Raw genomic sequence first — 12,506 nt, forward strand, 5'->3', positions numbered from 1 at the left:
ACCCTTGGATTACTGCGAGGCAGAGTATTGCTCAAGACAGCCGATTCGTCGCGTCACAGATCAATCTGATCCGTAATTTTTTATTCCAGCTGTGCCAGATTGCGCAGAAAGTCACCGAACCCGCCCTTGGCCCGACTGTCGAGACGGGCGCTGGTGTGCACCTGCGGTCGGTGACTCCAGGCGATATTGGCGCCGCTGCGCTCCAGCGCACGCACCAGTTGCACATCCTCGTCACAGGTCAGCGGCTTGAAACCGCCGGCCAGGCGATAAGCCTCGGCGCTGACACCGAGGTTGGCGCCGTGAATGTGTCGATGGCCATCGCGGGCCTGATAATGGCGGTGATAGCGAATCTGCGCCGCCTCATCAATCGATTCGTGCCAGTGCTCGACAGTGACCGTGCCGCACACAGCATCAGCCTCCAGCCCCAGTTGCGCCGCCAGCCAGTCATCGGCGACGCGGCTGTCGGCGTCGGTGCAGGCGATCCAGCGGGCACCGCGCTCGAGCAACAGGCGCGCACCGGTGGCGCGGGCTTCGCCAACGTTGCGCGCATCGATCTGCAAGCTGAGCACTGGATAAGCGCTGACGATCTGCGCCGAGCCATCGCTGCAACTGTCGAGCACCACCAGTATTTCCACCGGCTCGCCGCCCAGTTGTGCATGCTGGCTGGCGCGCAACGCTGCACGCAGGCATTCATCAAGCAGCGCCTCTTCGTTGTGCGCCGGAATCACAATACCGATCAACGCAAGCCCTCCAGGGCCGCCACCGAGCGTGGCTCGCGGCTCCACAGTTCGAGAATGAAATCCGCTTCCTGATGCAGCACCAGACGCGGCAAAGCCAATTGATCGTGGATCTGATCGTGGACCTGCCGTGCATTCAGCGGGCAGCCCTCGATCGGCGGGCGCCAGTGGCAGGCCAGCAATTGTCCGTCGGCGGTCAGTGACTCACTGATCCGGCGAATCATTTCTGTCAGATCTTTTTCGTCGAGGTAGTAGCCGACTTCGCTGAATACGATCAGGTCGAATTTTTCCTCCGGCCAGTCAGCCGGAAGGCGGCCCTGACGGACCTGGGCATGCTCGAACACGCTCAAACGAGTCCGCGCCAGTTTCACCGCCGCGCTCGCTGTATCGCAGCACAACAGGCGGTCGCAGCGCGGAGCCAGTTCTGCACTCAGTTCGCCGTTGGCGCAACCCGGCTCGAACACCGACCTGTAGCGCGGACGGGGCAGGGCGGCGAGGGTGATCGCGCGTTTGCGCTGCTCGTACCAGCGCTGGCGGAACGCCCATGGGTCGTCATTGCCCGCGAACAGGCCATCGAAATAGCGGTCATCGACGGTCACAGGAACACCACTTCAAAAGGTTGCAGCAAACGATCGAGCACATAGGGCGCGAGCACCGGCCCGAGGCCGACGTCGCGGTCGCCTTCCAACTGGCTGGCGAACGCGTGCGCGGCGTGGCGTTTACGTGCGATGTGCGTCGGTGAAAGGAGGATCTTGCGCGCCCGCTCCCATGGCACCGAAGCGTCTTCCGGGGTTGCCCAGTGCCAGGTCCAGACCGGAAGCTCATGGCAGGTCGCACCAACGCGTCGCGCCGCCTCAACACTGGCGCGGCCGACAGCCTCGTGATCGCTGTGACCGTCCTGGCGCCAGGTAGTGAAAACCACGTCACTGGCGTGCAGATAACCGGCGATGAATTCGCTCAACTGCGGTTCCTGAGCTGCGACTTGGGTGTCGGTAAAACCGCCGCGCAGCCATTTCAGGCTGTGCATCGGTAGGCCGAGGCGCCGCAGGGCTTCGGCGGATTCCTGCGGACGCACCACGCTCAAACGCTCGACTGTCCAGCGCTGCGAGCCGGGGTGACTGGCGCTGCCATCGGTGACCGAAATCAACTGCAACGGCCGTCCGGCTGCCGCCAGCAACTGCATGATGCCGCCGCACCCGAGCACTTCGTCATCCGGGTGCGGTGCGACGATCACTGCACGCGAGCCCAGTGGTACCAAGTCAAGAATATCGATGGCCGGCATCTCGGCGAGACGCCGCGAAGCCTGCCATTGCTGCAATGAAGTGCCCTGGCCAACGATCGGGTTGGCTTTCATAACGCCCAGACCTCGCAGGACTGACCAGCAATCTGCTGGCCCAGTGCAGCAAGGTCGCGTTCGGCATGACTCTGGCGCAGAAACACCGGCAGGTCGGCGCTCAACCGGGCGAAATGCCGATCCTGACAAAACGGCCCGGCACCCAACGCACGACCGACTTCGCGCATCACCTGTTCGGCAGACTGCTCAACCACGGCGCGGGCGCGGCGGGCGAGCAATTCAGCGTCGGCCTCGGGCTGCGCATCGATTTGCAGCGCGCTGAAGCGCAACACATCGGCTGCCGCTTGCAGTGCTGTGTCAGTCGCACCGAGATGGGCGAGGGCGTGCGGTTCATCGCGTTGCGCGCAATGCTGACGCAGCCCTTCGGCAATCCGCCGTGAAGCGCCATACCAGCAAGCGGCGATACCGATCCCGCCCTGCCAGAACCCCGGCCGGTGCAGGTAATCACCGGGGTTGCCAATGGCCTGCGCTTCGGCGTTGTCGAACAGCACTTCAACGCTGCCGGTGGCCGCCATGCCCACCGCTTGCCAGCCTTGATCGGTGATGGTCACGCCAGGTTGATCGAGTGCGACTGCAACCAATTGCTGCTGACCGTCCGCGTCCCATGCGGTGAGCAAGGCGTGGCTGAGCACTGCAGCGCCAGAGCACCAGGCCTTGCACCCGTTCAGCGTCACCATGTGCCCGGCTGGCGTGACTTTCACCCGCGCCTGCGGCGGTTCGGCGGCCCACATGCCCCACGTGCTGCCCGGGGTTGGCGTACCGCCCAATTGCTCGATGATCGCCAGCGCGTCGGTGTGGCCCTCATAGAGTTTGCACAGGCCTAAATCGTGTCCACCGACTTGCGAGAGACGCTGAAAGCGCTCCAGCGTGTGACCGCTGCCGGGTAACGGCAAGCGGTCGAGGCCGGCCTCGACCATTGCCCGCAGGCAACGGCCGAGGGCATTGGTGTCGGCGTAATCTGGCGGACGGCGGGCCAGATAATGTTGAAAGTCCATATCAATCTTCTTCGTCACGTTGCAGTTCGAACAGCAGCAACGAACGCCCGGTCACCGAATATTCATGGCCGAATTCAAAGCGTTCCTGGCCGCGAATAGACGGCTGATTGGTGTCGATCATGCAGGTCCAGAAGCCGCCGTCCGGCACTTCCGGCAGGGTGAAGTTGACGATGTCGTGGTGTGCGTTGACCACCAGCAACAGGGTCGCGTCGGCACCTTTGCGGCGGATGCCGGTTTCCTGCGCGCGACCGTCGAGCAGCATCCCGAGGCAGCGGTTGTGCGCATCGTGCCAGTGCTCGGTGGTCATCTCGGTGGCGTCCGGTGCCAGCCAGGTCACGTCCTTGACGCCGATGTCTTCGTTGTACTCGCCGACCAGGAAGCGTCCGCGACGCAGGATCGGATAAGTCAGGCGCAGCTTGATCAGGCGTTTGACGAACTTGAGCAGGGCCTTGCCGTCCTCGCTCAGGTCCCAGTTGACCCAGCCGATCTCGCTATCCTGGCAATAGGCGTTGTTGTTGCCGTCCTGGGTGCGGGCGAACTCGTCGCCGGCAACGATCATCGGTGTGCCTTGGGCCAGCAGAAGGGTGGCGAAGAAGTTGCGCATCTGCCGATGACGCAGTGCGTTGATTTCCGGATCGTCGGTCGGGCCTTCGACGCCGTGGTTCCACGACAGGTTGTTGTTACTGCCGTCCTGGTTGTTTTCGTCGTTGGCTTCGTTGTGCTTGTCGTTGTACGAGACCAGATCGTTGAGGGTGAAACCGTCGTGGGCGGTGATGAAGTTCACCGACGAATACGGCCGGCGCCCGCGCTGGTTGAACATCTCGCCGGAAGCGGTCATGCGGCTGGCGAAATCGGCAAGCTGAGCGTCGTCGCCTTTCCAGAACGCGCGCACGGTGTCGCGGAACTTGTCGTTCCACTCAACCCAGCCCGGTGGAAAGTTGCCGACCTGATAACCGCCGGGGCCGCAGTCCCAGGGTTCGGCGATCATTTTCACCTGACGCAGCACCGGGTCCTGACGGCAGGCAACGAGGAAGCTGTGGCGCTCGTCGAAGCCATCATGGTAACGGCCAAGAATGGTTGCGAGGTCGAAGCGGAAACCGTCGACGTGCATCTCGCTGGCCCAGTAGCGCAGGGAGTCGGTGACCATTTGCAGGACGCACGGGTGGCTCAGGTCCAGCGTGTTACCGGTGCCGGAATCGTTGATGTAGTAGCGCTTGTCGTCGGGCATCAAGCGGTAATACGAGGCGTTGTCGATACCGCGCATCGACAGGGTCGGGCCTTGCTCGTTGCCCTCGGCGGTGTGGTTGTAGACCACGTCGAGAATGACTTCGAGGTTGGCATCGTGCAGGTGCGCGACCATTTCCTTGAATTCGGCAATCTTGCCACTGGCCAGATAACGCGGGTCCGGGGCGAAGAACGCGATGCTGTTGTAGCCCCAGTAGTTGGTCATGCCCTTTTGCAGCAGATGCTGATCGTTAACGAAGGCGTGAATCGGCAGCAGTTCGACAGAAGACACGCCAAGTTTGCGAATGTGCTCGAGCACGTCGTCGACCATCAGACCGCCGAAGGTGCCACGCAGGTTTTCCGGCACCGACGGGTGACGCATGCTGATGCCGCGCACGTGGGTTTCATAGATGATGGTCTTGTCCCACGGCACGCTGACGCGATGGTCGTTGCCCCAAGTGTGCGCCGGGTCGATGACCTTGCACTTGGGCACGAATGGCGCGCTGTCACGCTCGTCGAAACTCAGGTCGGCGTCGGGGTGGCCGATGGTGTAGCCGAACAGCGCCTCCGACCATTTCAGCTCGCCGACCAATTGCTTGGCGTATGGGTCGATCAGCAGTTTGTTGTGGTTGAAGCGGTGACCATTGGCCGGGTCATAAGGACCATATACGCGGTAGCCGTAGATCAAGCCAGGATGCGCATCCGGGAGGTAGCCGTGGTAAATCTCATCGGTGTATTCCGGCAGCTCGATGCGTTCGAGCTCGACCTCGCCGGCATCGTCGAAAATGCACAGCTCGACCTTGGTGGCGTTGGCGGAAAACAGAGCAAAGTTCACCCCCAGACCATCCCAGGTCGCACCGAGCGGGAAGGGCAGGCCTTCACGGATTCTCGACGGCTCGGCTTGCGCAGCGGGTTCGGCTTTCTTTGGACGGGTCATGATTGCTCCTGCAAAAAAACGGGACAGTTCAGGCAATGAGATTTCCTGGTGGGAGCGAGCCTGCTCGCGAAAGCGTCGGTACATTCGACATTTTCACCAACTGACCTAGCGCTTTCGCGAGCAGGCTCGCTCCCACAGGGTTGTGTGTTGTTCCCAATAAGGGACTTTCTTCGGGGCGCAAGAACCCCTTGTGGCGAGCACGCTCGCCACACAGTCATTCAGTTCAAAAATGGATCGGGTCAGTTCGCCGGAGGCTTCTTCGCTGCTCGCGGCTTTTTCTCGGCAGCCTTTTCGCCCGGCGGGACTACTTTGGCCGTGGCCGCCGGCTTGGCTTTCGCTGCCGGTTTGGCTTTGGCGGCTGCCGAAGTCTTGCCGTCGGTGCTTTTCGCTGCTGCGGCTGTAGTCTTGCCAGCCCCTTTGCTGCCCGCCGCTTTCGGTGGCTTCTTGGGTGCCAGCGCTTCGGCCTCGGCCAGCTTGCGCGCCATTTCCCAATGACGTTCTTCGTGGCCTTCAGGTTTCCCTTCCGACTCCCAGATCTGATAGGCGAATTCGCGAATGCGTTTATCGTCGGTGCTCATCGCAATGCTCCTGAACTGAACTCATGCTTGTGTTAAGTGTTGGATAAAGAGATTGACCGGGACATCCCCCAGCGCTTCGCTGACATTCAGCTCCCTGTTTTGTGTGACTACGGTGCTGGCAAAAAGTCCCTTCAGGTTTGTATCCGAAGCGGCAGACGGTAAAACCACCCGCGTATCGCCCCAGCGCAGCGCATCGACCTGCGGGATGGCACTGTTTTCCAGCAACGTCGCGCAACGCACCGGCACCACCACAATCGCCCGCACGCCCAGATGTTCACGCGCGAATGCCAAGACGTTGTGCGCCTGACTGCCCAGCACTTCCAATGGCTGGTAATCGCCTCGACGGAACAGCTCGCTGTGTTCCTTGCGCAGGTTCAACACCTCACTGATCAGCGCCTGTTTGATGCGCCCGTCACGCCAATTATTGAGCAGTTCGGTACCCGGCACGGATGCCTGCAACGCTTGCTCACGGGCGGCGTAATCCACCGGCCGGCGGTTGTCCGGGTCGACCAGACTGAAGTCCCAGTACTCGTTGCCCTGGTACAGATCCGGCACACCCGGCACGGTCATGCGCAGCAAGGTTTGCGCCAGCCCGTTGAGCGCGCCGGCAGCGGCGATGCTGTTGACGGTCTTGCTCAGCGCCGCACGCAGCAACTCGCCTTCTTCACCGGTCAGCAGCTTCTCCGTGAAAGCCTGGGCCGCGTTTTCATACGCTTCGTTCGGCGCGCTCCAGCTGCTTTGCAGCTTGGCTTCGCGCAGGGCTTTCTGTTGCCACTGCCAGATGCGCTTGGCGTAATCGGCGAAACCGGCCTGGTCATCGTCCTGCAGGTCCAGCGGCCAACTGCCGAGCAATGCCTGATAGAGGATCAGTTCGTCGCCAGCGGAAGGCGCGTCATCTTCGATGCGCACCGGGCGGGCGAGGGCGCGCCACAGTTCGACCTGATCGGCGTACCAATGGCTGCGTTCGCTGAGCACGGCCAGCCGGGCACGGGTGTCTTCGCCGCGCTTGTGGTCATGGGTGGCAGTCGCGAGCAGGTTGTCAGGAAACTCGGCCATGCGCTGTTGATTGACTTCATGGAACTCGCTGACCGGCGCGCTGAATTGCTCGGTGTTGTAACCGACATCATTGCGCGACAGCAGCACCGCCGAACGATACAGCGCGGTATCTTCCACGGCTTTGGCTGCTGCCGGCGAGGTCAGTTGCTGGAAACGCACGCAGGCATGCTTGAGGATCTTGCGCGAGCGACCCCGTGGCTTGCGGCGCCACGGCGTGCCGCCGAGCCAACTGGCGACCGAGTCGAGCACTGGCCAGTCGGCTTCGCTGAGGGTTTGCCGCGCACCGTCCATGGCGTGCTGGAAAATCGCTTCGTCCTGCTCGGACCGGCCCATGGCGCTGATGTAAGTGCGATAAACCGGGAAGTGCACGATCAGCGCATGCAGCACGCGGCGAATCGCGCCCAGGGTCAGGTCGCGGGTCATCAAGTCATCACGCGAAACTTGATGCAGGGCCTGCGCGACACTTTCGAAGTCGCTGGCCAGCGAGCCGTTGAGGATCTGCTGGCGGGCCAGTTGCGCTTCTTCCATGAACGCAGCCGGGCGCTCGGTGCGGCGCTGCCAGAGTTCGCCCAGTACATGTTCGCCGTCCGGGTCGTGTTGCAGCAGCGACAGCTGATTCATGAACTCGTAGCCGGTGGTGCCGTCGACGCTCCAGTCGCGGCGCAGGGTTTCGCCCTCGCCGAGGATCTTCTCGACATAGATCGGCAGATGACGTCCCGGCGCCAAGTGATCAAGGCGACGGCGCAATTTGCGGCAGTAGCCACGCGGGTCGGCGAGGCCGTCGATGTGGTCGATGCGCAAGCCGTCGACCAGACCTTCTTCGACCAATTGGAAGATTTTGCCGTGGGTCGCTTCGAACACCGCCGGACGCTCGACGCGCAGGCCGCCAAGCTCGTTGATGTCGAAGAAGCGCCGCCAGTTGATGTCGTCCGCCGCCGTGCGCCAACTGGCCAGGCGATAACTTTGCCGTTCCAGCAGTTCGTGAAGCTTTTGAAAGCCTTCCTCGGTGGTGGAATCGTACTGAGCGAGGTTGCTCTCGACAGTTGCGAGAACGCGCGGATCGCTCGCCAGCTCTCGCAACTCTTGCTTGAGCGGGATCGCCAGCGAATGGGCATCGGTCTGGTAGCTGAGTGTGCTGAAGCGATCGGCCAGAGACTTCAGCGTGTCGTCGGACTTGAGTAGCTCGCCATAGTTGTTCGGGCAGATCGGGAAGTGATGGTCGTAATGTTCGACGTAGAACGTGCCGGTCTGCGCGTTGAATTTCAGCTTCAGCGTGCCTTCCTGCAACGCCACGCCGTAATCACTGCCAAGGAACGGCAGCAGCAACTGGCCTTCCATCAACGGGTCCGGCGAGTGCCACTGAATGTCGAAGAATTCGCCGTACGGGCTCAGGCGTCCCCATTCCAGCAAGTCGAGCCACCACGGGTTGTCGTTGCCGCCCACGGCCATGTGGTTGGAAACGATGTCGAGGATCAGGCCCATGTTGTGTTCGCGCAGGGTGCTGACCAGTCGGCGCAATGCCGGCTCGCCGCCCAGCTCCGGATTGACCTGGGTCGGGTCGACCACGTCATAGCCATGCATGGAGCCGGCGCGCGCCGCCAGCAATGGCGAGGCGTAGATATGGCTGATACCGAGGCGGGCAAAGTACGGCACCAATGGCACCGCTTGTTCGAGGGTAAAGCCTTTGTGAAATTGCAGACGCAAGGTGGCGCGCAATGGCTGGATTTGCTGTTGATTCATTGGTCACGCTCAGTGGCTTGAAGGCGCGCGCAAGCCAGCAGTTCCAGGCGGCGGGCGGCATCGGGGCCGTCCAGCAATGCTTCGCTGGGACCGGGCAAACGTCGCGACCAGTTCGGATGTGAGTCGGTGGTGCCGGGCAGATTCGCCTGTTCATCGATACCCAACGCATCTTCCAGCGGCAGCAGCACCAGCGGAGCGCGGGTGTGGCCGAGGAAACGCACGCTGGCATCGACCACTTGATCGGCCTCGTGGGACTCTTCACGGAAATTCTGCGGATCCTGGCGAAGCGCATCGCGCAGGCCTTCGCGTTCGCGCTCGCGATGTCGACGCCAGTCGATTTCGCCGTTGGCATCGACCAGACCCAGGCGCGCATTCCAGTCGATATCGCGGCCATGCCACCAACCGTTGAGTGTTGGCAGGTCATGGGTGCTGGTGGTGGCCAGCGCGTCATCCGGCCAGTCGAGAATCGGTTTGAAACGAGTGTTGTCCTGCTCGAACAACAGCACGCGCATACCCAGAATCGAACGCGCCGCGAGTTTCTCGCGCAGACCTTCCGGTACGGTGCCGAGGTCTTCGCCGAGCACGATGGCCTGGTGCCGATGCGACTCAAGGGTCAGCAGACGCAGCATGTCGTCGAACGGGTAATACAGATAGGCACCGTCGGCCGGGTCAGCGCCGTTGGGGATCACCCACAAGCGTTGCAGGCCCATGACATGGTCGATGCGCAGGCCGCCAGCATGGGCGAAGTTGGCGCGCAGCATGTCGATGAAGGCACGGAAACCGTTACGGATCAGCCCTTCCGGCGAGAACGCGGAAATGCCCCAGCCCTGGCCGCTGCGATTGAGGATGTCCGGTGGCGCGCCCACGGTCAGCGAGGCGAGCAATTCATCCTGAAAGCTCCAGGACTGGCTGCCAGCGCCATCAGCACCGACCGCGAGGTCGGCGATCAGACCGATGCCCATGCCGGCACTGCGCGCGGCAGTTTGGGCGCGTTCGAGGCAGCGATGGATCAGCCATTGGCAGAAGGCGAAATAACCGATGCGCTCGGCGTATTCCTCGGCAAACGCGCCGAGCGCCGCGCCGCGCGGGTCGTGCCAGTGCTCCGGCCATTCGCGCCAGTCGTGGCTTTCGCCACGGGCGGCGCGCATTTCCTGAATGGCTTCAAAGCGGCAATGGTTTTCCAGCGCTTCGCCACCGGCATGGCGGAAACTGGCGAAGTCGGCGTGCAGCGGGTGCTCGCCAGCGACAAAGCCGTCGTACAAAGCTTGCAGTAGCTTCTGCTTGGCTTCAGCGGCAGCCGGCCAGTCGATCAGCTTGAGATTTTCCAGCTGCTCGAACTGCGCGGCCAGGCCACTGGCATCAATTGCATCACGCAACGCGCGTTCGCCGAGAATGCTCCCCGGCGCGGCATACAGTGAATTTAGAAACAAGCGGCTGGACGGCGAATAAGGGCTGTAGCGACCATTGTCGGCGCTGAACATCGCGTGCATCGGACTGATCGCCAGCGCATCGGCGCCACGTTCGCCCGCTACACGAACCAGTTCTTCCAGCGCCTGGGTGTCGCCAAAGCCACCGTCACCCGGACGGCGCAGCGAATACAACTGGGCGCTCAGACCCCAGGCGCGCGGGATCGGGCTATCGACCGCATCGGCGACGCTGAAGCAGCGTTCAGGCGCCACGGCGAGCGTGAAATACTGATCGGCGATATGCACTTGCTGGTAACCGACCGGAATCAAGCCGGGCAACATGGCTTCGTTGTCCAGCTTCAGGTTCATCTGCGAGCCGTCTTCAAGATGGATTTCGCAGGGGGTTTCCGGTGAGAAGTAGCGACTCAGGTCGAGGGCGACGCCCACGTCGCAGGTCAGCAGGGGTGGCAAATGGCGGTCTTGCTGGACTTCTTGCAATTCCAGCAGGCTGGCATCGATTTCCTGCGCGGTGCTGGCGGGGTGGCCGAGTCCGATCAGGACATTGCGCAACACAGCAGGAGCGACTTTTTGCTGACGCCCGTTGGCGTCGATCCAGTCGACGGCAAGGCCGGCTCGACTGGCGAGTATTTCCAGTTGCGCATCGCTCATAGGCGCTCTCCATCCAGGGGGTGCATAACGGGTGCGGCCGTGAGGCTGACAAGCGCGGTGTACGCCGGCAGTTGGTTCGGGTCCGACAGTTCGACTGCGGCTGGCTGTTGAAACAACCAGTCGGTATCAGTCTGTGCAGGGTTGACCACTGGCGTGTCACTGAGGTTCAGGTCAATTCGCAGCTCACTGCCGTTGCCCAGCCGCCAGCGTGCGCTGACCGCGCCATGGCCGAGCATCTGCGCGCCCAGAGCCTGGGTCCCGGAGAGGTTGGGAATGATGTATTGGTGCCGCAACTTGAGCAGTTGCCGATACAGCTCTTGGGTCTGCTGTTGCAATGGCGTGCCGCTGCCGGATAATCGCGGCTGCGAAGCGTGGAAGGTGCTTTCGGCATTCGGATCGGGGATCTGTTCGCGCTTGTGCGGATCGGTAAAGGCACTGAATGCGGCGAACTCGTTGCGCCGACCTTCACGCACCAGTTCCGCCAGTTCACCGTGATGGCTGGTGAAAAACAGGAACGGTTGCTCGGCGGCAAATTCATCGCCCATGAACATCAGCGGAATCATCGGCGACAGCAGCAACAACACCGTCGCCGCCTGCACCGCACGCGGGTCGGCAAGCTGATGCAGACGTTCGCCAAAGGCGCGGTTGCCGATCTGGTCATGGTTCTGCAGAAACAGCACGAAAGCGGTGGAGGGCAGATGTTCGCTCGGCTCGCCACGGGGTTCGCCATGACGAGTGATGTGGCCTTGGAAAACAAAGCCCTGACTCAGGCAGCGCACCAATTGCTCGGTGGGTTGCGCGGCATAGTCGGCGTAGTAGGCGTCGGTTTCGCCGGTCAGCAGCACGTGCAAAGCGTTATGGCCGTCATCGTTCCACTGCGCGTCGTAATCGTTTTCCAGCAGGCTCGACTGGTTCAGCTCGTTCTCGACGGTCAGCCAGACGTGCCGGGTCGGGTCGATCTGCTGGCGAATGCGTCGGGCCAGATCGCTGAGGAAATCCGGGTCTTCAATTGCGTGCACCGCGTCCAGGCGCAAACCGTCGAAACGGTATTCGAGCAGCCACATCAGCGCGTTTTCAATGAAGAACTCGCGCACTTCCGGACGACGGAAGTCGATCGCCGCGCCCCAGGGCGTGTGTTTGTCCTCGCGGAAAAAGCCTTTGGCGTAACGATGCAGATAGTTGCCGTCGGGACCGAAGTGGTTGTAGACGACGTCGAGAATCACCGCCAGGCCATGGCCGTGGGCGGTGTCGATCAGGTGTTTGAGTTGTTCCGGTGTGCCGTAGGAGGCTTGCGGTGCATAGGGCAGCACTCCGTCGTAGCCCCAGTTGCGATCACCGGGGAATTGCGCCAGCGGCATCAGTTCGATGGCGGTAATGCCCAGCGCCACCAAGCGCGCCAGATGCTGTTCAACTTCGGCAAATCCACCGAGCGCACCGACGTGCAGCTCGTAAATCACCGCTTCGCTCCACGGCCGACCATTCCAGGTCGTGTGCCGCCATTGATAGGCATGGGGGTCGACCACCAAGCTGTGGCGGTCGAGGTCACCATCCTGCGCCCTGGAGGCCGGGTCCGGCACCTCCAGTTCGCCATCGATGCAGTAACGGTAGCGACTGCCCGCCGGGCAATTGGCCTTGATTACAAACCAACCGTCGCCCTGAGGCAGCATGGGCAACGATTTTCCATCTTCCAGTTCCACACTGACGTAGAACGCGTCAGGCGCCCACAACGCAAATTGCGTGTGCTCGGCATCCAGCATGATCGCGCCGTGGGGCCAGGTTTCTTGGGTCCTTGACGGCATTTTCTGCAACT

The 12,506-nt window shown here is 62.2% G+C and carries 9 protein-coding genes; all 9 read right to left on the reverse strand.

Annotated elements, in window-relative coordinates; genetic code table 11:
* Positions 1–80 precede the first annotated feature (80 nt).
* Positions 81–740, reverse strand: a complete 660-nt coding sequence (locus OC605_RS19470; RefSeq protein ID WP_130887329.1) for a glycosyltransferase — start codon at positions 738–740, stop codon at positions 81–83.
* The gene (locus tag OC605_RS19475) at positions 737–1,336 is read right to left on the reverse strand and encodes a class I SAM-dependent DNA methyltransferase (RefSeq protein ID WP_262138891.1); all 600 of its coding nucleotides are present in this window, start codon (positions 1,334–1,336) and stop codon (positions 737–739) included. The genes OC605_RS19470 and OC605_RS19475 overlap by 4 nt, the downstream gene beginning before the upstream one ends.
* On the reverse strand, positions 1,333–2,091 hold the full coding sequence (locus OC605_RS19480) for a PIG-L deacetylase family protein (protein ID WP_262138893.1): 759 nt from the start codon (positions 2,089–2,091) through the stop codon (positions 1,333–1,335). Before OC605_RS19480 ends, OC605_RS19475 begins: the two co-directional genes overlap by 4 nt.
* Positions 2,088–3,086, reverse strand: coding sequence for an acyl-CoA dehydrogenase (locus tag OC605_RS19485; protein WP_262138895.1), 999 nt, complete (start codon positions 3,084–3,086; stop codon positions 2,088–2,090). The genes OC605_RS19480 and OC605_RS19485 overlap by 4 nt, the downstream gene beginning before the upstream one ends.
* Position 3,087: 1 nt before the next feature.
* Positions 3,088–5,247 (reverse strand): glycogen debranching protein GlgX, encoded by a 2,160-nt coding sequence (glgX, locus tag OC605_RS19490; RefSeq protein WP_186566775.1) that lies wholly within the window; start codon positions 5,245–5,247, stop codon positions 3,088–3,090.
* 239 nt (positions 5,248–5,486) lie between these two features.
* Positions 5,487–5,825 carry a DUF2934 domain-containing protein gene (locus OC605_RS19495; protein ID WP_262138897.1) on the reverse strand — a complete coding sequence of 113 codons (339 nt, stop codon included), beginning with the start codon at positions 5,823–5,825 and terminating at the stop codon, positions 5,487–5,489.
* A gap of 21 nt (positions 5,826–5,846) precedes the next feature.
* On the reverse strand, positions 5,847–8,621 hold the full coding sequence (locus OC605_RS19500; protein WP_262138899.1) for a malto-oligosyltrehalose synthase: 2,775 nt from the start codon (positions 8,619–8,621) through the stop codon (positions 5,847–5,849).
* A complete protein-coding gene (malQ, locus tag OC605_RS19505) occupies positions 8,618–10,696 on the reverse strand; it encodes a 4-alpha-glucanotransferase (protein ID WP_262138901.1) in 2,079 nt (692 codons plus the stop codon). The genes OC605_RS19500 and malQ overlap by 4 nt, the downstream gene beginning before the upstream one ends.
* Positions 10,693–12,495, reverse strand: coding sequence for a malto-oligosyltrehalose trehalohydrolase (gene treZ / locus OC605_RS19510; protein WP_262138903.1), 1,803 nt, complete (start codon positions 12,493–12,495; stop codon positions 10,693–10,695). Before treZ ends, malQ begins: the two co-directional genes overlap by 4 nt.
* Positions 12,496–12,506: the final 11 nt, after the last annotated feature.

This window comes from Pseudomonas sp. Marseille-Q5117 (genome assembly GCF_946901175.1).
In the GTDB taxonomy this organism is placed as follows: Bacteria; Pseudomonadota; Gammaproteobacteria; order Pseudomonadales; family Pseudomonadaceae; genus Aquipseudomonas; species Aquipseudomonas iranensis.